The organism is uncultured Eubacterium sp. (assembly GCF_934295145.1).
Classification (GTDB): Bacteria; Bacillota; Clostridia; order Lachnospirales; family Lachnospiraceae; genus Eubacterium_I.
Genome location: NZ_CAKRAS010000011.1, coordinates 13737 through 36520, shown reverse-complemented (window position 1 = coordinate 36520; position 22784 = coordinate 13737). Strand labels below are relative to the sequence as shown.

At 45.1% G+C, this 22784-nt stretch carries 18 protein-coding genes; 1 reads left to right on the top strand and 17 read right to left on the bottom strand.

Going from position 1 to position 22784, the window contains the following annotated elements:
- Positions 1 to 35: 35 nt before the first annotated feature.
- The 5 genes from Q0I54_RS03580 to Q0I54_RS03560 all read right to left on the bottom strand — a co-directional run bounded on the left by Q0I54_RS03580 (position 36) and on the right by Q0I54_RS03560 (position 6659).
- On the bottom strand, positions 36 to 1121 hold the full coding sequence (locus Q0I54_RS03580) for a GerAB/ArcD/ProY family transporter (protein ID WP_296116510.1): 1086 nt from the start codon (positions 1119 to 1121) through the stop codon (positions 36 to 38).
- A gap of 4 nt (positions 1122 to 1125) precedes the next feature.
- Positions 1126 to 2640: a spore germination protein gene (locus tag Q0I54_RS03575; protein ID WP_296116508.1), complete on the bottom strand. Its 1515-nt coding sequence runs from the start codon at positions 2638 to 2640 to the stop codon at positions 1126 to 1128.
- Between the two features lie 139 nt (positions 2641 to 2779).
- Positions 2780 to 3454: a GntR family transcriptional regulator gene (locus Q0I54_RS03570; protein WP_296116506.1), complete on the bottom strand. Its 675-nt coding sequence runs from the start codon at positions 3452 to 3454 to the stop codon at positions 2780 to 2782.
- A 27-nt stretch (positions 3455 to 3481) separates the two neighbouring features.
- Positions 3482 to 4354, bottom strand: a complete 873-nt coding sequence (gene ispE, locus Q0I54_RS03565; protein ID WP_296116504.1) for a 4-(cytidine 5'-diphospho)-2-C-methyl-D-erythritol kinase — start codon at positions 4352 to 4354, stop codon at positions 3482 to 3484.
- A 268-nt stretch (positions 4355 to 4622) separates the two neighbouring features.
- Positions 4623 to 6659 (bottom strand): FAD-dependent oxidoreductase, encoded by a 2037-nt coding sequence (locus Q0I54_RS03560; protein ID WP_296116502.1) that lies wholly within the window; start codon positions 6657 to 6659, stop codon positions 4623 to 4625.
- 385 nt (positions 6660 to 7044) lie between these two features.
- On the opposite strand from Q0I54_RS03560, the gene Q0I54_RS03555 reads away from it, so the two are divergent.
- Positions 7045 to 7632, top strand: coding sequence for a TetR/AcrR family transcriptional regulator (locus tag Q0I54_RS03555; protein ID WP_296116499.1), 588 nt, complete (start codon positions 7045 to 7047; stop codon positions 7630 to 7632).
- A 62-nt stretch (positions 7633 to 7694) separates the two neighbouring features.
- Here the strand turns inward: Q0I54_RS03555 and Q0I54_RS03550 are convergent, their stop codons facing one another.
- The 12 genes from Q0I54_RS03550 to hydA all read right to left on the bottom strand — a co-directional run bounded on the left by Q0I54_RS03550 (position 7695) and on the right by hydA (position 22718).
- Entirely contained in the window at positions 7695 to 8084 is a 390-nt protein-coding gene (locus Q0I54_RS03550; RefSeq protein WP_296116497.1) for a thioesterase family protein, read from the bottom strand.
- A 234-nt stretch (positions 8085 to 8318) separates the two neighbouring features.
- Complete coding sequence (locus Q0I54_RS03545) at positions 8319 to 9611, bottom strand: aminotransferase class I/II-fold pyridoxal phosphate-dependent enzyme (protein ID WP_296116495.1); 1293 nt, start codon at positions 9609 to 9611, stop codon at positions 8319 to 8321.
- A gap of 25 nt (positions 9612 to 9636) precedes the next feature.
- Complete coding sequence (locus Q0I54_RS03540; RefSeq protein WP_296116494.1) at positions 9637 to 10953, bottom strand: replication-associated recombination protein A; 1317 nt, start codon at positions 10951 to 10953, stop codon at positions 9637 to 9639.
- Positions 10954 to 11261: 308 nt separating this feature from the next.
- Positions 11262 to 12398 carry an aminotransferase class V-fold PLP-dependent enzyme gene (locus Q0I54_RS03535; protein WP_296116492.1) on the bottom strand — a complete coding sequence of 379 codons (1137 nt, stop codon included), beginning with the start codon at positions 12396 to 12398 and terminating at the stop codon, positions 11262 to 11264.
- Between the two features lie 183 nt (positions 12399 to 12581).
- Positions 12582 to 13919 carry a uracil-xanthine permease family protein gene (locus Q0I54_RS03530; protein WP_296116490.1) on the bottom strand — a complete coding sequence of 446 codons (1338 nt, stop codon included), beginning with the start codon at positions 13917 to 13919 and terminating at the stop codon, positions 12582 to 12584.
- Between the two features lie 181 nt (positions 13920 to 14100).
- Positions 14101 to 15453 carry a uracil-xanthine permease family protein gene (locus Q0I54_RS03525; RefSeq protein WP_296116487.1) on the bottom strand — a complete coding sequence of 451 codons (1353 nt, stop codon included), beginning with the start codon at positions 15451 to 15453 and terminating at the stop codon, positions 14101 to 14103.
- A gap of 34 nt (positions 15454 to 15487) precedes the next feature.
- A complete protein-coding gene (locus Q0I54_RS03520; protein ID WP_296116485.1) occupies positions 15488 to 15952 on the bottom strand; it encodes a 4Fe-4S binding protein in 465 nt (154 codons plus the stop codon).
- Positions 15949 to 18531, bottom strand: a complete 2583-nt coding sequence (gene xdh, locus Q0I54_RS03515; RefSeq protein ID WP_296116483.1) for a selenium-dependent xanthine dehydrogenase — start codon at positions 18529 to 18531, stop codon at positions 15949 to 15951. Before xdh ends, Q0I54_RS03520 begins: the two co-directional genes overlap by 4 nt.
- Before the next feature lie 31 nt (positions 18532 to 18562).
- Positions 18563 to 19993, bottom strand: a complete 1431-nt coding sequence (locus Q0I54_RS03510) for a uracil-xanthine permease family protein (RefSeq protein WP_296116482.1) — start codon at positions 19991 to 19993, stop codon at positions 18563 to 18565.
- Between the two features lie 105 nt (positions 19994 to 20098).
- On the bottom strand, positions 20099 to 20713 hold the full coding sequence (locus Q0I54_RS03505) for a TetR/AcrR family transcriptional regulator (protein WP_296116480.1): 615 nt from the start codon (positions 20711 to 20713) through the stop codon (positions 20099 to 20101).
- Positions 20714 to 20847: 134 nt separating this feature from the next.
- Positions 20848 to 21225: a RidA family protein gene (locus Q0I54_RS03500; protein ID WP_177975251.1), complete on the bottom strand. Its 378-nt coding sequence runs from the start codon at positions 21223 to 21225 to the stop codon at positions 20848 to 20850.
- A gap of 119 nt (positions 21226 to 21344) precedes the next feature.
- Positions 21345 to 22718, bottom strand: coding sequence for a dihydropyrimidinase (gene hydA, locus Q0I54_RS03495; protein WP_296116478.1), 1374 nt, complete (start codon positions 22716 to 22718; stop codon positions 21345 to 21347).
- Positions 22719 to 22784 lie beyond the last annotated feature (66 nt).

Sequence of the window (22784 nt, the reverse complement as noted above, 5' to 3'; positions counted from 1 at the left end):
CGCTCTTTTTGCATGTTTTTTTCTTTCTATCTTAACTATCCATTTTTTCTTCCGATTCTTAAAAGAAATGGTAAAAGCAGCATCAAAGGTAGTATGCCATATAAATAACAAGAAAACATTCGCTCTGCTACTGCTTCATGATGCAGTAATAATAAAGCCAACATCAAGATTACCATTGTTAAAACACCCGTCAATAACAATTTATTTCTCTGTGTTTTTCCTGTTTTATTTTGCCCCGGAAATAATTTCATCCAAAACTCCACCGCATAAAACAGCATGGAATCCAGAAACGCAAACAAACAAAAAAACCAGATTCCAACCATCAACGCATCCTGCCGCTCCAGAAAATTTCCCGGAAGTTTCACTACCGCCATCAGATCGATCACCGGCCAGTCCAAATGCACCAGCAGATCACTTCGAAATACCCCAAGCAAGATCAGATAGATGACCAGATTCAGTCCAAGCAACACAAGCAATGCATGTTTTGTCCCCCGATACGCTGCCTTTGGATTTTTACAACTCGGCTGAAAAAGTGCATACAGGGAAATCCCGGAAAAAAACAAAAAACTCAGATAACTGCTCTGCAAAAAGTTTGAAACAGAAGACGCCGCCACCGGTGTCCACGCATCCGGATCAATTCCCACACATGCCAGTCCCAGGATTACAAGCAACGGAATCAATAAGAAAAAATACAGCACCTCATACACTCTCACCCGACATTCCAATCCACGCAGCAATCCGAAAAAAGCTGCTCCGGTCAACGTCAATACAATGACAACTTCCCAGTTTTTCCCCAGCAGCTGTTTTTCGATCAGGCTTGTCAGCAGATACAACGTGTACCCCGCAATTCCAAGAAATCCAGTACCATAAAAAATCAGTATCGGGAATCGCAGCTCTGCAACAAAGGCATCCACGCATTCATATAAACTGCATTTCCGAAAAAATTTCTGCCAGAAAATCAGCAAAAGCCAGGCACATCCGCCTCCCACTGCCAGTGCAAAAAATCCGTCCACACCGCTGTGAGAAGCAACCAGTGATGGAAGCAATAACGTACTGATTCCCAAAAGCTCCAGGGTAAGTGTACGCTTCACCTGTCTGGCAGAAATTTTCTGATTGTTCATAAAGTTAAGATCCTGCATCACGATGCCCCTTTCTGGATTTCATTCTGAGCCGGATTCGGTTCTTCGGATTCGCATAAAAAGGTCTGCGCGGCAGTGCCTGCAGCGGCGGGCGCACAAGGGTATCCCTCTCATCCTGATAATCATTCAGATCCGCTCCCACAAAAGGCATCAGATACGGCATACCAAAGCTTTCCAGCTGCGCCAGATGAATAAGCAGGACCAAAAGTCCAAGCAAAAATCCATAAAAACCAAACGCAGCAGATAAACCAATAAAAGCAAATTTCAACAAACGGAATGCCGTGGCAAAATCTTCATTTGGAATAGCAAAAGAACAAAGTGCCGTAAAAGCCACCACGATCACCACCATGGGGCTCACAATATTCGCATCCACCGCCGCCTGTCCGATAATCAGGCCTCCGACGATTCCTATGGTATTTCCCATGGCTCCGGGCAGGCGCACACCAGCCTCCCGCAACAATTCAAAAGACAGTTCCATCAGAAGCACTTCCACCACCCCCGGAAACGGGACACCCTGTCTGGCAGCCGCAAAGGAAAGCAATAGCTTCGTTGGCAGCAACTGCGTATGAAAATTTGTCATGGCAAGATACAATCCCGGCAGAATCATGGACAGAAAAGCCGCCACATAACGCAAGGCCCTCGTAAATGTCGCAATCTCCCATCTGGTGTAATAATCATCTGTCGTCTTGATAAAAGAATTGTAATCTGCTGGAAAAATCAGTGCCTCCGGAGAGTTATCCGCCAGCAGAACCCCGCGGCCTTCCAACAGTGCCATTACCACCCGATCCGGCCTGCGGGTTGTCTGAAACTGTGGAAACGGCGACAACCACTGTGTTTCCGTTAATTGCTCAATGACACCGCTGTCTCCGATGCCATCGATTTCAAATCCATTCAGCCGCTGCTGCATTTCCGATACGATCTCCGGCCGCACGATTCCGTTCAGATACATCAGATCCACATTTGTGCTGGTCTGCCTGCCGCATTTGCATTCCGCCACTTTCAGATCCACGGAACGCAGCCGTTTTCGGATCAGTGCTGTATTTTGTTTAATGGAACCGCCAAATCCTTCGTTGCTTCCCCGGATTGCTTTTTCTGAATCGGTCTCCTGCAGTGACATGCCGGGGTATCCCCTATCCGGAATTTTTAAAGCCCGGTCAAATCCATCCACAAAAAGGATGGTATCGCCGGTCAGCATTCCACTTGCCGCCTCTGACATTTTGGCAAAAGGGGTCGCATCAGAAATGCCAAGGCCGTTTTCCTTCAGTGCTTCATATAACGTCGCATCTTCCATGGTGTTCAGACGATTCAGCATTTTTCCAAGCAGGGAATCTTCCATCATGTTTTTGCCACCGGTGACTTCGATGTAGCTCAAAAATGCCCGAATGTTCATATTTTTTCCAAGACACATCGGACGCATTTTGATATCTGCACAATTGGAAAACTGCTGTTTCCACCATAATATATTTTTATCCAGCTTTTTCGAAACAGCCTGATCCTGCATACCATCACCTCATTTGCTGCTATTTTTACCTACACGAAGTGCTTTTGTTTGATAGGAAATTCATCGTAATTTCCTATCAAAACAAAAAGGGCAGACTCTCGTCTGCCCTTTACTATGCTCATATTTTTAATTTTTATTCTTACTCCTGCTCGCGGATGATTTTTTTCACCGCTTCCGCCTGATTATGCAGGTGCCGCTCCACATAAGAAACCGCAAGTTTGGAATCCTTCACTTTCAATGCCTCGTACATTTTCTGATGTTCCTCGATCAGTCTCGGATAGATAGACTCATCCTTCAGATATTCCACACGATAACGATACATCTGCTCTCTCAGATTGCTCAGCAGCTGCTGTAATTTCGGATTGTTGGATGCTTTGTAAAGAATCTCATGGAATTTCACATCTGCCTTTGCCATCTCGACAAACTGGCCATTCTTTGTCTTTTCCTCAAAATCTTCCATTGCAACTTTCAGTTCCTGCAATGCAGCTGGTGTGATCTTCTCACAGGAAAGGCGAACTGCCAGGCCTTCAAGGGAAAGCCGGATTTCCAGTACATCTTCCATATCCTTCTCTGTCATCTTGGCTACTTCCGCACCTTTTCTCGGAATCGTTACTGCCAGACCTTCCTGCTCCAGCATACGGATAGCCTCACGGATCGGTGTACGGCTTACGCCAAGCTTGGAAGCAAGCTGCAATTCCATCAGGCGCTCACCCGGCTTGAGATCACCTTTCAAGATTGCACCGCGCAATGTCTGGAACACGACATCACGAAGCGGCAGATAGGCATCCATCTGTAATTCCAAATTGTCTGTCATAGTCTGTTTCCCCCTCTTCTTTCGTGTTTATCTTCTGTTGTTATGAATATCGGATGTGTATACATTTTTGGCAAGTCCGGATTGCTTTAATGCATCATAAGCCCGGCGGATTTCCTTCTCATTCGGGAATAAACCAAATACAGTCGGTCCGCTGCCACTCATCATGGCATTTAATGCGCCGTTTTCCATCATCATTTTTTTGATATCACTGATCACCGGATACATTGGAATCGTTACAGTCTCGAGAATATTCCCCATATGAGAAGCTACGCCTTTTAAGTCTTTCTGCTGAATGCTTTCCATTACACCATCAATATCCGGATGCTCCATACCGTCATACAGTTTCAATCCCTCGTATACAGCTTTTGTGGACACGGAAATTGCCGGCTTTGCGATCAGTACCGGGCATTTCGGCATCGGTGGCAGTGCAGTCAGTTTCTCACCGATTCCCTCTGCCAGCGCAGTTCCGCGCATGATGCAAAACGGTACGTCTGCTCCGATTTTTAATCCAAGCTCCATCAGTTTATTCTGCTTCAGCCCCAGATTAAAAATACGGTTCATTCCAACCAGAACAGCTGCCGCATCCGAACTTCCGCCAGCCAGACCGGCTGCAACCGGAATAAATTTCTGAAGCACAATGCGGACACCTTCCTTGATCTGGAATTCGTCCTTCATCAGTTTTGCTGCCCGGTATACCAGATTATCTTCATTGACCGGCAGATAATACAGGTTCGTCTCTACATGAATGTGCGGGGAACGTGTCTTTTTGATCTCCACACGGTCATACAGATGAATCGTCTGCATGATCATGCGCACATCATGATATCCGTCCTCACGTTTTCCAAGCACATCCAGTCCAAGATTAATTTTGGCAAGTGCCTTCAAACTTATTTCGTCCATTGATTTATCCCTCGTTTCTCTCGCTTTTCATGAATATTTTCATATCGTATTTTGTATACATTCTTATGTATTATTTTATATACAATTTGTTTTTCTGTCAATAAATTTTTCACAGTCTGTGATTCTATGTGACATATGATGAGTGAACTGTACACATATATAAATAGGGGCTGAGTTCATTTTTTCTCAGCGAGCGATTTGTTAGCCGCGGAGATAAAATGAACCCAGCCCCTTTCAATATCTTAAATTTTTAACCACAAACAAGCGTTTAGATAATTTCCATTGCTGCGGTCCAGCCTTCTCTTACCGCATCACCAATCTGGCGGGCACGCACACAGTCACCGATCTTCCATACCGGAATGCCTGCTTCTTTGATGGCCGTCTCAAGTGCCTCTGTCGCATGCGCACGACGTCCCATTGCATTTACAACAGAATCCGCTTTGATCGTAATCTCTTTGCCATCCTGCTCAGCTACTACAAAATCTTTGCCAACTTTGGTAACTTTTGCATTTACTTCGTATTTGCCACCATTTTTGTCGATGAAATCATGTACGGCTGTTCTGTACAGACCGGTTGTCTCCGGCATCAGAGCGCCTTTCATCTCTACGATAGTTGTCTCTACACCATGATCAATGTAATCTGCAGCTGCCTCACAGCCTACCAGACCGCCACCGAGTACGATGGTGCTCTTTCCAAGACCTGCAAAGTCATTGTAGTATACATCCATTGCTGTTACCGCATTTTCGATTCCTTCGATCGGAAGGATCAGATCATCGGATCCAACTGCCAGTACCACTGCTTCCGGAGCGATTTCTTTGATGAGTTCCGGTGTTACTTCACAGTTTAATCTTACTTCGATCGGACGTTTCTCTACGTCACGGATCAGCAGATCTTTGAAGTTTCTGATATCTACTTTATGATCGGTATGATCTGTAAAGTTGATCAGGCCGCCTAAAACACCAGATTTTTCACAGAGAATTACCTGATGTCCTCTGTCTGCCGCTGTGATCGCTGTCTGCAGACCACCGCAGCCACCACCTACGACTAATACTTTACGGCTTGCTTCCGGTTTCGGCATGCGGTCCGGAAGGACTTTATGATGAGATGCCGGCCATACATCGTATGGATTGATGGTACAGGAGTCCAGTGGTGGGAATTTTACAGTCCAAATTTCTGTCTCATGCTCACCGGACGGACCCGGATAACATCTTCCGCAGCGCAGACAGCGACGGATTTCATCTGCATGACCATCTTTTGCCTTATTCGGGAAAGCCGGATCTGCAAAGAACTGACGTCCCATGGATACCATATCGATTTTTCCTGCTGCAATTGCTTCCTCTGCCTGCTCCGGAGAGTTGATACCGCCGACTACTGTAACCGGAATGGATACGTTCTGTTTGATAATGGATGCCGGCTCGATATTTGGTCCGTGCGGTGCATATGCAGTTGTAAACTCCCAGCTTCGTGAAGAACTCAGGTAATGACCACAGGATACATGGATCATATCAATGTACGGCTCGCACAGTTTACAGTATTCTACCGCATCTTCCAGCTCTAAACCGCCTGGCAGATGCTCGGAGCTGCTGACACGAATTTCAATTACGAAGTCCGGTCCCATTGCCTCACGGATGGTTTTTAACAGATCAACAGTAAATCTTGCTCTGTTTTCAAAAGATCCACCATACTCATCGGTACGTTTGTTGTATTGCGGAGACAGGAACTGTGCCGGAAGCCAGCCATGTCCGCAGTGGATCATAACGCCTTCCCAGCCTGCTGCCTCAAACCATTTACATGCAGTAACATAATCCTGATAACAGCTTAAAATTTCTTCTTTTGTAAATGCATCTACATGGGTGCCATCCGGAAGATCTTTCTCAGACGGTCCTTTCGGGTTAATGCCATCTCCGATATTTGTCTTGATCTCACCACAGGAAATCAGCTCACCGATGGCCAGCGCACCATAGCTTTTGATCATATCGGCAGTTGCCTTTGTAATCTCAAATGTTTTATCGGATCTGGATGTAAAATCAATGTACGGCTCAAATGGGAAACGTTTGTCATACTCATGGTTCGGACTTAACTCACCGAAACAGACAATACCTGCGCCGCCTTTTGCCTTTGCTTCCAGCATACGGAATGCACGCTCAGGAACCGGTGTGGTGTAGCCAAACGGATCCGGATCCAGCTCAATGTAATGCTCAAATGCAAATAATGCAGGAGCTGCCTCAATACGGTTTTTGATTGTTTTTGAACCAATTTTTAACGGCTCAAATAAATGTGGGAAATACTGATTTTTTTCTGCCATAATCTCTTACCTTATCCTTTCTGAAAATACCTGATACCAAGTTCAAGTCGAACGCATGTGAAACTTGGAGCGTTTATCTCAGTCCGTATTCACTTTCAAAAATTCCCGTTTCTTTGCGAAACTTTTTCTGCGAATATGAACTGTTTTCTGTTACTTAAACTGTAGCAGAATTTCCCCCTCTCCTTCAAACATCAGCTTATTTTTCTCTGTTTTATTTTGCAACATTTCATCTGTTTTTGTTGTATTGCATCTGGATAAGTACATGAAAGCATGATATAATTCTGCTATAGTCTGATTATAGAAGATAATATCAGACAGATTAATCTTTGCATTCTTTATCAAATGAAATTCGAAAAAATATAAAAAGGTGAAGGTAAAAATAATTATGGATCATCGCGCAGAAAGAATGAAATCACTGATCATCCAGACTTTTTTTGACTGTCTGGAAAAAGAAGATTTTTCCCAGATAACTGTGGGACAGATTGCAAAACAGGCTCTGATCAACCGCTCTACGTTTTATCGCTATTTTTCTGATAAATATAAGCTGAGAGATGAGATTGTGGATGAAATTGTCCGGGATTTTGCAGAACACATGGAAGTCGATTTTCTCCATATGAACGTCCAGGATGAAGTCCACACACGCTCCCTGCTGGACGGGTTGAGCCGCCTGTGCACGCAAAAACAGAGACTGGAAATTTTGTGGAACCAGAATCTGCTTGGGCGGAACGTCTTCGATGAGATGATGAATGCCGGAGCACGCAAGGTGGAAGCTGAAATTTTGAATCATCCAACGATCTCACCGGAGAAAAAACAGCTTGCCGACTGGTATGCAAAATTGCTGGTAAATAATTTCCTCGTCACCGTCCGCTGGTGGTTTTCCCACAGTGACACCGTTTCCGCCAGTCAGATTACAATTATGATGGAACGGCATATGCTGTATGGGACTATCCCTACATTAAAAGAAAGCCGCTAAGATAGCGGCTTTCTTATCTGTAAGAGTTCTTCTTAGAATCACTGCACTCTACACAATCTTGATTATTTTGTAAGCTTATTATTTGCTTTCGTCTGGAATTTCTCATTCTGTACGATGAAACGCTCATGTGTTCCTTCACCGATCAGACCAGCTTCATCATAAGCTGCTACTTTAAATACAAGACGGCGACCGTCTACTTCTGTAAGCTCTGTCTCGCAACGAACAGTCATTCCGATCGGAGTTGCAGCTACATGGCTGATGTTTACCTGTGTACCAACACTGCCACAGCCTTCTTCCAGATATGGAGCAACGCTCTCGCTTGCTGTTTTTTCCATTAATGCAAGCATACATGGTGTTCCGAATACTTCCAGTACGCCGCTTCCTACTGCTGTTGCTGTATTCTCATATACAACTTCTACGCTCTGTTCCCCTTTGATTCCTGCTTCTAACATTTTATGTCCTCCTTATCAAGCATCTGAAGTTTTTTACTTTTTTCAGATGTATTTTTCTGTTTTTATGTATCTTTGGTAAGTATATCATAACTTTTCCTATGCGACCAGTGTTTTCTACAAGCTTGAACTTATCGCTCGTTTTTATCGCTTATTTTTATATAAAAACAGACATCCCGTTTCTTTCGAATTCAGAATGTCTGTTTCACCTTTTATCTTATTAACAATTACTAGGCGTTATGCCTCTAATAATTTCTCCACGCTTGCAAGTTTTGCACAAACGATAAATACCTCGCAGGCCTCTTTCAGTTCTTCCATTGGCGGAAGTGTCGGAGCGATACGGATCACGGAATCCTTCGGATCTTTTTTGTATGGATATGGTGCGCCTGCGCCTGTCAGTACAACACCAGCCTCTTTTGCTTTTGCAACGATGTTCTTTGCACATCCTTCATTTGCCATGAAGGTGATGAAGTATCCACCGTTTGGACGAATCCATGTACCTGCGCCAAGACCTTTCAGTTCTTCCTCAAAACGATCCAGGATCATCTCGAATTTCGGACGGATGATTGCTGCATGTTTTGCCATATGTGCTTTTACGCCATCGATATCTTTTAAGAATTTTACATGACGCAGCTGGTTGATCTTGTCAAATCCGATGGTCTGAATCGTCAGACGTTTCAGGATATCTGCTTTGTTCTCAAGGCTTGTGATCAGACCGGATACACCTGCTCCGGAAAATGTGATCTTGGATGTAGAGCAAAACTCGATCGGAAGATTTGGGTTGCCTGCTTTCTCGCACTCACCAAGGATTTCAAGGATCTGATCTGCTTTGTCCTCATACAGATCATGTACGCAGTAAGCGTTATCCCAGTAAATACGGAAATCTTCTGCTGCCGGTTTTAAGCGCGCCAGTCTGCGGACTGTCTCATCGGAGTAGGAAGTTCCCATCGGATTAGAGTATTTCGGTACACACCAGATACCTTTGATACTGTCATCTTCGCTGACTAATTTTTCTACCATATCCATGTCCGGACCAGCTTCGTAAAGCGGTACGTTGATCATCTCGATACCGAAGCACTCTGTGATGGCAAAATGACGGTCATATCCCGGAACCGGACAGAGCCATTTTACTTTATCCAGTTTGCACCATGGTGTGCTTCCGTTTACACCAAACAGCATGGAACGTGCAATACAGTCATACATGATATTCAGACTTGCATTTCCGTAAACAATGACATTATCATATGCTTCCGGACCAAGTCCCACTAAGCTTGCGATGAATTCCTGTCCTTCTGTGATACCATCAATCACACCGTAGTTACGGATATCTGTGCCGGCTCTGCTGACTAACGGAGTCTCACTGGTCAGAACGTCCATCATCGGCATGGACAGCTCAAGCTGCTCTTTGGATGGTTTACCTCTGGACATGTCCAGTTTCAAGCCTTTTTTGCAGATTTCTTTGTACTGCTGTTCCAGGCTTTCTTTCTCTCTTAATAATTCCTCTCTGCTCATTTCCTGATAAGACTGCATTGATTTTTCCTCCTGCTGTATATTGTTATTGTTTGATTTTGTTAAAATATTCCCGTATGGTCTGCTCGTAACCATTTTCTGTCGGCTCGTAAAATTTCATATCTTTGTACGCATCCGGCAGATACTGCTGTTCCACATAATGATTCGGATAATCGTGGGCGTATTTATACCCGATGCCCCGCCCAAGCTTCGCAGCACCTTTGTAATGGGCATCACACAGATACGTTGGAACCGGTGCGGTTCTCGACTCTCTGACAACAGAAAGTGCTTTATCCACTGCCAGGTAGGCCGCATTGCTCTTTGGTGCACTCGCCACATAAGTGACGGCCTGCGCCAGCACGATCCGCGCCTCCGGCATTCCAAGCCGTTCCACAGCCTGGGCTGCACTGACGGCCACGGTCAGGGCGTTCGGGTCTGCATTTCCCACATCTTCCGATGCACAGATCATAATTCTTCGGGCAATAAATGTCACATCCTCCCCGGCATACAGCATTTTTGCCAGATAATACACGGCTGCATCCGGATCAGACCCCCGCATACTTTTGATAAATGCGGAAATGTTATCATAATGGCTGTCGCCACTTTTATCATACTTGATCACGCGCTTCTGGATACATTCGGAAGCCACATCCAGCGTGATATGGATGAGCCCGTCTGCACTGCGTTCTGTGGTAAGGATTCCCAGTTCAATGGCATTTAATGCGCTGCGGGCATCCCCATTTGATACATCAGCAAGAAACTCCAGTGCCTCTTCATCCGCCACCGCATGATATGCTCCCATACCTTTTTCCATGTCCTCTAAGGCACGGTGCAGCAGCGTCTTGATATCATCTTTCTCTAACGGTCTTAATTCAAAAATAATGGATCGGGAAATCAGCGCTCCGTTTACTTCAAAATATGGATTTTCCGTAGTAGCACCGATCAATGTCACGGTACCGTCCTCTACAAACGGGAGCAGATAATCCTGCTGACCTTTGTTAAAACGGTGAATCTCATCGATAAACAGGATCGTACGTTTTCCGTACATGCCCTGCAGCTGTTTTGCCTTTTCAATCACAGCTTCCATATCCTTTTTTCCGGCAGAAGTTGCATTGATCTGCATAAACTCTGCACTGGTTGTCCTCGCAATGACTTTCGCCAGTGTCGTTTTTCCGGTTCCCGGAGGTCCGTAAAAAATAACAGACTGCAATTTGTCCGCTTTAATGGCACGGTAAAGTAATTTATCTCTACCAATAATATGCTGCTGCCCAACTACTTCTTCTAACGTAGTCGGCCGCAATCTGGAAGCCAGCGGGGATTCCTTTTCCTTATTTTGTTCTCTCATGTAATCAAACAAATCCATTTTTTATCTCCATTTCACGTTTCGTCCTGCAAAAATGAATCCTTTTCATGATATAAAATTCATTTTCAGCTGCTTTCATCCTGTAAAATGCATGGAATTTAGATGTTTTTGCATGATACCAATATGATATCTTTCATATCCATGCTATACAATACATTAAAATTACTGGTATGACAAGTTATTTTTTTGTCAAAGTTGCATTTTCTCCAATTTTTCCATAATATAAGAAGATTCCCAACTATGTTTTCTACATTGTGCCGAAAACAGTTCACTTATCACATGTATTCTGGATAACGATTCTGCATTGCTCACTCTTTCACCAATTCTCTCACTGCCTCGATCGCTGTCTCTACTTCCTGTTCGGTATTATAATGGGAAAAGCTGAACCGCACAGCACCCTGTTCCACTGTTCCAAGTGCCTCATGCATCAACGGTGCACAATGTCCCCCCGGTCTGGTGGAAATCTCCCATCCTTCATAAAGTTCATCGCTGACCTCTGCAGAATCATAATCCCCGATATTAAAGGATACGATGGGACACCGGTTTTTCTGTGAGAAATCACCATAAATCTTTATGCCTGGAATGTCTCGGATACCTTCATAAAACTGCCACATCAGCTTCTGCTCTTTCTCGCGGATTTCATCAATTCCTGTCTGCATCAGGTAATCCAGGGCCGCATCCATCCCTGCAATCCCATGTCCGTTCAATGTCCCTGCTTCCAGCGCCGTCGGCATCTGCTGCGGATGCTTCCTGCTGTACGTCTGCACGCCGCTGCCGCCGCTCTTTAACGGACGAAGTTGCAAACCGGTTCTGACATAGAGCCCGCCGGTTCCCTGTGGGCCAAGCAGGCTTTTGTGCCCGGTAAAGCACAGAATATCAATATGCATCGCCTGCACATCGATGGGAAATACACCTGCTGTCTGTGACGCATCCACCACAAAAAGAATTCCATACTTTTGCGTCAGTTCGCCGATTGCCGCGATGTCCACCAGATTTCCGGTGACATTCGATCCGTGTGTACAAATGATGGCTTTTGTCTCCGGTCGGATTGCTGCATCCATATCCGCTAATAAAAATCTGCCCTGCGCATCCGCTTTTACAATGGTCAATTCCACACCTTTTTCTTCCATTTCATAGAGTGGACGAAGCACGGAATTATGCTCCAGCTGTGTGGTGATCACATGGTCTCCCGGATTTAATAATCCTTTAATGGCTGTATTCAGACTCTCTGTCGCGTTGCCTGTAAACACCATACGCTCCGGGCTTTCCGCATGGAAAAATTCTGCCAGCTTCCGTCTTGTATCATAAATCGTGCGGGAAGCCTGCAATGTCGCTTCGTGCGCCCCACGCCCGGCATTTCCCAGCGAACATAACGCCTCCGTAACTGCCTGCACAACTTCATTCGGTTTCTGCCTGGTTGTTGCTGCATTATCAAAATATATCATTGAAAAATCCCCTTTTCTCATACACATTATATTATCTGATAGATGTTGTGGTCAAAAGATGCCATACGAATTGTTCCGTACTTCGTACTCCCACAATTCTACCCATCATCTGATATATTTTATCATAAAAAGGAGCCCTCGCCAATCCGCGAGGACCCCTTCTTATATAAGGCGTTCCATTCATTATTTCTTTTCTTCCGTTTTATCTTTCGGCAGCACCAGATTTAAAAATACTGCAGTTACAGTTGCAATAACAACCGGTGTCTTACCAAATACGGTTGTCACCCACGCCGGAAACATTCCAAGGGATGCAGAAGCCTGGGTCACACCAACACCAAGTGCCACGGACAATCCTACAATGGAAGTATTTCGATAACTCATCGGCTGGCTTGTGATCAGCTTAATACCTGTCATTGCGATAGAAGCAAATACAGAAATCGTTGCTCCTCCAAGGACACACTGCGGAATCGTTGTCAGCAACGCGGAAAACTTCGGCACCAGACCGGCAATCAACAGAATACCTGCAGACATTCCAAGCACAGAACGGTTGATAACTTTTGTTGTAGTAACAATACCTACGTTCTGACTGTAGGAAGCAGTCGGAAGACCACCTAAGAAAGCTCCAACGATATTGGTACATCCATATCCTACGATAGCACCCTTTAACTCTTTATCTGTCGGCTCACGGTCCATACCGCCGGTTGTTGTTGCCGTAAAGTCGCCGATGGCCTGAATCGCATTGATGGCAAATAATAATCCAATGGCAATGCAGGAGGACGGATCAAACTGAATACCAAAATGCATGATCTGCGGCATCTGGAAAACGCTTGCCTGTGCCACTGCAGTCAGATCTACCATACCAAAACATGCTGCAATGATGTAACCGCAGATGATACCGATCAGAATAGACGCAAGTTTTACAAATCCTTTGGTAAAATGATTCAAAAATGTAACGATAGCCAGTGTGATAATTGCTACCAGCCAGTTGGTCCAATGTCCATAATTTGCACTGGATGCACCGCCTGCCATATAGTTGACAGCAGTCGGATATAAAGAAAGTCCGATGGTAAATACAACCGTTCCTGTTACAAGCGGTGGAAACACTTTACGAATCTTGTCAATAAAAAATCCGATGATCATCGCGATGATACCACCAACGATCTGTGCTCCGAATATCGCTGCAATTCCTACATCTGCTGCAATAGCCTGCATGCTTGCCACATAAGCAAAACTGGTTCCCATGATGACCGGCAATCCGGCCCCCAGGCGAAATCCGTTTTTGCTTCCAATCGGAAACAGCTGTAAAAATGTGGAAAGTGCAGAAACTACCAGTGCCGACTGAATCAGCATGACACGGCTTGCACCTTCAAGACCTGCCACTCCTGCCACAATAATGGCCGGGGTCACGCATCCAACGATCATAGCTACCACATGCTGCAAAGCCAGCGGAAGTGCTTTGCTTAACTGCGGAATACCATTTAACTCGAAAATAGACGCATTTGTTCCTTTTGTCTTTTTCATGTACTAAAATCCTCCATCTTTTATGTTACAGTTCATTTTTTTCTCAGATATTATAACGCAGGCAATTTACGTTTTACAACCGCTCCACTTATGAATTGTATTTATGGTATTCGTTAGCACTGCTAATAAAAAGCTCTCTTCTTTACAGTTTTTCTATCTGTAAAGAAGAGAGCTTTCACATTTACTTTTCTTCTGTTTCTTTCTTCACTTGCGGTTTTTCCTGCGGCAGCACGAGATTTAAGAATACTGCTGCTACTGTTGCGATAACAACCGGTGTTTTTCCGAATACTGTGGTTACCCATGCCGGGAACATGCCCAGAGATGCGGAAGCCTGAGTCACACCGACACCAAGTGCAACAGCCAGACCAACTACGGATGTATTACGGAAATTCATCTCCTGTGTTGTGATCAGTTTGATACCTGTCATTGCGATGGATGCAAATACGGAGATTGTTGCACCACCAAGGACACACTGCGGAATCGTTGTCAGTAATGCAGAGAATTTCGGCACCAGACCGGCAATCAGCAGAATGCCTGCGGACATTCCGAGAACCACACGGTTGATAACTTTCGTTGTTGTAACGATACCTACGTTCTGACTGTAGGAAGCAGTCGGCAGACCACCAAGAAATGCACCGAGAATATTCGTACATCCATATCCTACGATAGCACCTTTCAACTCTTTGTCCGTCGGCTCACGATCCATACTTCCTGTCGTCGTTGCTGTAAAGTCACCAATCGCCTGAATCGCATTAATTGCAAACAGTAAACCGATAGCGATACAGGATGACGGCTCAAACTGGATACCGAAATGCATGATCTGTGGAGCCTGGAAAAAGCTTGCCTGTGTAACAGCCGCAAGGTCTACCATTCCAAAACATGCGGCAACAATATAGCCACAGATAATACCAATGAGGATAGAAGCCAGTTTCACAAATCCTTTTGTAAAATGATTTAAAAATGTAACAATTGCTAATGTAATAAACGCTACCAGCCAGTTTGTCCAATGTCCATAATTTGCACTGGCTGCGCCACCTGCCATGTAATTAACAGCTGTCGGATACAAAGAAAGTCCGATTGTAAATACAACGGTACCGGTTACCAATGGCGGGAATACTTTACGGATTTTATCGATAAAGAATCCAATGACCGCTGCTATGATACCTCCAACGATCTGTGCACCAAAAATTGCTGCGATACCAGAATCTGCGGCAATGGCCTGCATACTTGCTACATATGCAAAGCTGACACCCATGATAACCGGTAATCCGGAGCCCAGACGAAAGCCACCTTTCGGACCAATTGGAAACAACTGTAAAAATGTGGAAATTGCGGAAACGATCAGTGCTGACTGAATCAGCATAACACGATTTGCACTGTCAAGTCCTGCCACGCCTGCCACGATGATAGCCGGAGTTACACAACCTACGATCATTGCCACTACGTGCTGCAAAGCCAGTGGAAGCGCTTTGCTCATCTGTGGAATCCCATCGAGTTCGAAAATGGATGCTCTTTCTCTTTTTGCCTTTTCCATTACATAAATCCTCCTCTTTATGTACTTCTTTCTTCTATTTTTTTACAAATCCACGAATATCAACAATTGCATTTCTCGGACATTTCACCACGCAATTTCCACAGGATAAACAGTCCGTTTCATATATAACCGCACAATTATTTCTTATCTGTATCGCCTCACTCGGGCAGTTTCTGTGGCACAATCCACAGCCGATGCAGCTCACATCGCAAGCTTCTTTTGCTTCCACACCTTTGTCCTGGTTGGAACAGAGCACCAGAAAGGATTCTCCCACCTGATGCATATGGATAACATGCTGCGGACAGGCTTTTTCGCACAACCGACACCCAACGCAGTGGGCGCGGTCAATCTCTGCTACCCCCTGTGCATTGATACTCACAGCATTTTTCCGGCAGGCTTCCACGCAGGCGCCACAGCCGATGCAGCCGTATTGGCAGCTGTGGTTGTGTGTTCCACCGTTACAGGCTACATAAGCAAATTTACGAACTGGTTTTTTCATAACTGCTCTTCCCCCTTTTTCTGCTCTGCATCTTCTTCATACGGTGTATCCGCAAGCGGAAGGCTGGTGCGGTACTTTCCGTCATATACATAATATGCTCCTGCGATAGCCGGTGCGGTCGGAATAGAAGTAATCTCTCCGATGCCAATAGCTCCGCATGCCACATTCAGTCCAGCTTTTTCTACGATGATACTTTCCACTTCCGGAATCTCATTTGCCCGGAATAATCCAAGCGTTCCATATTTAGATAACGGTTTACAATCCTTCAGATCATATCTTTCCCGCAGCGCGTAACCAAGTGACATGATCACGCCTCCTTCGATCTGGCCTTCCACCGACAACGGATTTACTGCACGTCCCACATCATGGGCTGCCACAATTTTTTCCACTCTTCCGTCCTTGTCCAGCACGCATACCTGCGTTGCATATCCATATGCCACATGAGAAACCGGATTTGGAACATCTGCGCCAAGTTTATCTGTTTTTGCCAGATATTCTCCGTAAAACTCTTCGCCTTCAAGTTCCTCTATACTTTTCGTCTTTCTTGCTTCGTTAAATAATTCACAAGCACGGCGCACTGCTTCTCCGGTTACAAGAGTCTGTCTGGAGCCGGATGTAGTTCCGGAATCCGGTGCATTAATGGTATTTGCTGCATCATATACGATGTCCTCTCGTTTCAGACCTGTATTTTCAATGACCATCTGTACCAGTACTGTGCCAAGCCCCTGACCGATGCAGGAAGCTCCGGAACGGATATGTACTTTTCCGTCTACAATGGCAAGGATCGCTCTTCCAAAATCCGGGATACCAACGCCGACACCGGCATTTTTCATAGCACAGGCAATACCGACATACTGATTGTTTTCAAATACATCTTTGACCGCTTCCAGTGTCTCCACCAATCCGGTAGACTCATCTACGATCTGACCGTTTGGAAGCACCTGTCCCGGCCGGATTGCATTACGGTAGCGGATCTCCCAGGCACTGATGCCGATCTGCTCTGCCAGCTTCGTCAGCATCATTTCCATACAGAAGCAGGTCTGTGTGACACCAAAACCACGGAAAGCTCCTCCCGGCGGATTATTTGTATAATATGCTTTTCCGTCAATCTCGAAATTCTGGTAATTATACGGTCCGGCTGCATGCGTACAGGCTCGTTCCAGAACCGGTCCGCCAAGGGATGCATAAGCTCCGGTATCAGAGATAACCGTTGCCATAACGCCCTGAATGATACCATTTTCATCACATCCAACCGTAAATTTCATATCCATCGGATGCCGTTTCGGATGGATCAGAATACTTTCCTGTCTCGTTAATTTTACTTTGACCGGACGTTTCAGCAGATAAGCTGCCAGTGCTGCATGATGCTGCACGGACATATCTTCTTTTCCACCAAAGCCACCGCCTACCAGTTTGTTGACAACCCGGACTTTCTCGTTTGGAAGACCAAGCATCTCGGCACATTCATGCTGGGTTGCGTAAGTTCCCTGATCGGTAGAATAGATCAGCACACCATCCTCATACGGCATGCCTATCGCACATTCCGGTTCCAGAAATGCATGCTCTGTCCACGGTGTATGGAATTCTTCCGTATACACATATTTTGCATTGGCAATGGCTTCCTTGGCATTACCTCTGGATACATGTTTGTGTGCCAGCAGATTTCCGCTTCCGTGTACCAGCGGTGCATCCTCTTTCATTGCTTCCTGCGGATTGCTGACAAAAGGCAGCTCCTCGTATGCGACTTTTACCAGTTTTTTCGCTTTTTCCACAGCATCCAGATTTTCACCAACCACAAGTGCGATGGCATCTCCCAGGTAATGGGTAATGGAGCCAACCGGAATCATCGTATCCCAGTCCTGCACCAGATGTCCGACTTTGATATCTCCCGGAATATCTGCTGCGGTAAAGATATCTACGATGCCCGGAACCGCTTTTGCTTTCTCTATATCGATGGACAACACCCGCGCTCTCGGATATTTGGAGCGGACGGCACTTGCATGAAGCAGGCCTTCCACTTCCATGTCATCCACATATTCTCCATATCCTAATACTTTTTCCCTGGCATCCACACGGTGCACACGCTCGCCCAGCTTCCAGGAAAACTCTTTTTTCGGGATTCCTTTTCCTTCCCGTTTGATCTTTGCGGCCAATTCTACCGCATCCATGATTTTTTTATATCCGGTGCAGCGACAGATATTATTTCGCAATGCAAATGCGATCTCATCTCTGGTCGGATCCGGATTTACATCCAGAAGTCCTTTCGTACAGATGACCATTCCCGGGATACAGAATCCACACTGCACAGCACCTGCCTCAGCAAAAGCATATGTATACAGTTCTTTTTCTTCCTCGGAAAATCCTTCTACTGTCAGAATTGATCTTCCATCCATCATGGACAATGTCGGAATACAGGCTTTCATTGCCACTCCGTCCACCAGCACATGGCAGGTTCCGCAGGCTCCTTCACTGCAGCCATCCTTCACGGATTTACACTTACAGACATCCCGCAGGAACGGTAACAGTTTTCCATCGCCTTCCACCTGATATAATTCATTGTTTACATAAAATTGATACATCGAAATGCCCCCCATTCTGATGCAGATGTATTTATACACGGCAGGTATCTTTTGCAGCTCCTGTTACCGTTTTTTGCTCTGTCTGCTTTCTGGTTTTCACCGCTGCAGTACTCGATACATCGCTCTCTTCTACCTGCTCTTTTTCCTTTGGCAGCACCTGATTCACAATTACCACGATAATGGTTGCCAGTACAACCGGTGATTTGCCAAATATCATTGATACCCATTCTGGGAACTGCGCCAGTGCTGCCGGTACCTGGGATACACCCATACCGATGGCAACAGCCAATCCCACAGCCGCTGTGTTCCTCATGCTCAGTTTTTCACTGGCGATCAACTTGATTCCTGTCATGGTAATACTGCCAAACACACATACGGTTGCACCACCTAACACACATGAGGGAATCGTGGTAAGCAATGCGGAAAATTTTGGAATCAGACCTGCCGCCAGGATGATCAGTGCCGCTCCGCCAAAGATTTTTTTGTTCACAGCTTTTGTGGAAGTAACGATTCCGACATTCTGTGCATAGGTGGAAGCCGGAAGTCCGCCAAACAAAGCTCCTGCAATATTAACCACACCTGCGGAGATCAAACCACCACGCAGTTCTTCATTTGTCGGCATCCTGTTTTCCGCTCCATAAGTGGTCGCTGTAAAATCTCCGATCATCTGAATCGAACTGATCAGATATAAAAATCCCATAGTCACCATGGCTGCCGGATCAAATTCCAGTCCAAAATGCAACAGTTTTGGTGTCTGAAATACCGCTGCCTCACCGATGCTGGAAAAATCCACCATGCCAAAAGCCGCTGCCAGGATATATCCGACTACAATGCCTCCCAGAATACTGGAAAGCTTTAAAACGCCTTTTGCAAAATTGTTGAGAATAAAAACAACCAAAAGCGTTACGATGGCAACCAGCCAGTTCTGCCAGCTTCCAAAGTCCGGATTTCCGTCTCCTCCTGCCATATACGTCACAGCAGTCGGATACAGAGATAATCCAACCACAAATACAACCGTTCCTGTTACCAATGGTGGGAACAGTTTCATGAGATATCGAACATTCCACCCAATCAGAATTGCAATCAGTCCGCCGATGATCTGCGCTCCCAGGATACAGGCAATTCCGTATCCCTGTGCCATTGCCTGCAGACTCGGCAGAAATGCAAAACTGAGTCCCATAACTGTGGGGATTCCACTTCCAAAATATTTTCCTACTTTATAACTCTGAAAAAATGTAGATAAAGCCGCAATGATAAAGGCTCCCTGAATTAATATGACTTTCTCCGATGCATCCAGTCCCGCATAATTTGCCACGATGACTGCCGGTGTCATACAGCCAATGATCATTGCTATAACATGCTGTATGGACAACGGAATGACTTCTTTCATCGGAGCCGGACCTTCCCGGTGATATACTGATGAAACCGGGTCTTTTTCAGCCGGCATTTTTTGTAATTTCATATAAAGCCCTCCTTACTCTTTGACTGAACATTCAATCAAACAGAAAGATACATTACGCCTTTACCAATCCCCATAGTAAAGTCCCAGTAATATATTGGATTAAAATTACCCTTCCTTTTTCTCCATCGCAATTCTGATCTGCTGAAGCACCATTTCTTCCGCATATGCAAAATAACTATCTGCGTCAAAACCTTTTCCATCTACCAGCACCTGGATCGAAGCCCCCTCAAGCAACGATACTGCCATGTATGGAATCAGTTCTTTGTCTGTCTCGTCCATATTCGGGCAAAAACGAATAATGATCTCCCGGATATTATCTCTCCAAACCGCATATGCTTCCTGAAAACGTGCTCTGATGTCTGCGTCAATCCTTGTCTGAACAAGAAAATCAATTTCTGCAAAATCGTATTCTTTCTTCTTTGTCAGCAGTATTTTTTTCTGCTGAAAGAAAATATGTAACTGATCTTCCAGTGTATCTTTACTTGATTTCTTGCTCACCTGCTGCATATCGTAGCATTCTTCTAAAATCCACTCTTGCAGTCCCTTTAACAGTTCCTGCTTTGTTTTATAATAATAGTGAACATTTGACTGCACCATGTCTGCCTTTTCTGCGATCAGATGCATTCTGGTTCCACTGATTGTAACATCATTTACAACTTTCAGTGCCGCATTCAGAATCCTTTCTTCTGTTTCTGTAACATGTAATGTTTCTGTTTTCAAATTCTTGCCTCCTGCCTATAAGATTACCCTAACATTCGGTTTTTATTTTATTTTTTCTTACAGGCAGTGTCAAGAATTAAGCTAAAAATCTTTTTGATTTAATCTGTCGATTTTGTATACAATCCTGTTTTTCTTTACTTTTCAACAGCAATTGCTTCAATCTCTACCAGACCTGCTTTCGGAAGGTTTGCTACCTCTACGCAGGAACGAGCCGGTACTTCATTTGCAAAATATTTTGCGTAAATCTCATTTACTTTACCGAAATCAGCGATGTCAGCTAAAAAGATTGTTGTTTTTACAACGTGATCAAAATCAGATCCTGTACCTTCCAGAATTGTTTTCAGGTTCTCCAGACTCTGAACGGTCTGTGCCTCAATGCCTTCCGGAAGTGTACCGTCTGCCGGGTTTAAACCTAACTGACCGGAGATGAAGATCATGTTTCCTGTTTTCACTGCATGTACATATGGGCCTACTGCTGCCGGTGCTCCGTTTACGTTGATTGACTGTTTCATAATCATATCCTTCTTTCTTTTTAAATTGTGAAAAAAAATATTTCACCTTTTTTATTATAATGCAGTATCTTACTGCTTTACAAGCAAACTTGTGAATACAGATTTTCTGTACCCTTTTGCTACAGCTGACGCTGGGTTCTGTGGATGTATTTTCCTTTTAACTCCGTATGGACCTTACCGTATTCTGCCACCGGACAGCCTCTTAAAAATACCTGTGCTGCCATTCCGGTTCCCGAAATTCCTTCGTATGGCGTGTTGTCTACATTCTGAACCTGTGTCTCGGCTGAAATCGTCCATGCTTTCTGTGGATCCCAGATGACCAGATCGGCATCGCTGCCAGGTAAGATGGCTCCTTTTTTCGGATACATACCAAAAAGTTTTGCCGGACGCTCGGACAAAATCTGACACATCCGTTCAACGGAAGTCCTTCCATCCACCACGCCGTACTGATAAAACAGCTGTGGCCGGTGCTCGGTTCCCGGAATGCCGCCCGGAATTCTGGTAAAATCATCCTTACCGCGCGTCTTCTGATCTTTCATATTGAAACTGCAATGATCTGTGCCAAGCATATCAATCTCGCCTTTTGTAACTGCTTCCCAGAGTGCCTCCCGGTCCTCTTTTTTTCGAAGCGGCGGCGCACATACAAAAGCAGCTCCTGCAAATCCCGGACGGTTATATTCCTTTTCATCCAGAATCAAATACTGTGGACATGTCTCCACAAATACCTGCTGGCCTTCTTTTCTGGCTCTCTGGACTACTTTCAATCCCTGTCTGGAACTTAAATGTACGATATTTACCGGTGTGCCTGCCAGCTTTGCAATGGTCAGGAGTCGGTTGATGGCTTCTGCTTCCGCCTCCGCCGGACGGCTCTTCGGATGCAGACGTATGCTGTTGCGTTCCTCGGATTTGAGTTTTTCTGTCACTGCCTTGATGATGTCACCGTTTTCACAGTGGACACCTGCGATGCCGTGTTCTTCCTCAATTGCTGACAATATCTCGAATAACTCTTTGTCATTTACTCTGAGATTATCATACGCCATATATAATTTATAAGAAGTGACCCCCTGACGGGTCATTTCTTTGATTTCCTTTTTTGCCTCATCGTTCCAGTCTGTGATCGACATATGAAAACCATAATCACAGGAGCTTTTTCCATCTGCCATTTTATGCCAGACATCCAGCGCTTCGGTTAAGGTCTGCCCTTTTTCCTGCGTGGTAAAATCAAGGATTGATGTGGTTCCTCCTGCTATCGCAGCTTTTGTCCCTGTATAAAAATCATCTGCGGTATGAAAATCTCCCGCATCCAGATCGAAATGTGTATGGGTATCGATGAATCCGGGAAATATATATTTCCCGGACGCATCGATGACCGTCATGCCCGGCGCATCAATGGTTTTTGCCACCTGGGTTATTTTCTCACCTTCTACCAGTACATCGGCTGTGTAACTGCCGTTTGCGTAAACAACGGTACCGTTTTTGATTAAATATCCCATTATGAACTCCTTATCTGAAATGCTGTCTTATGCCAGCATAACTCACAGTTTCTCTTAAAAATCTAC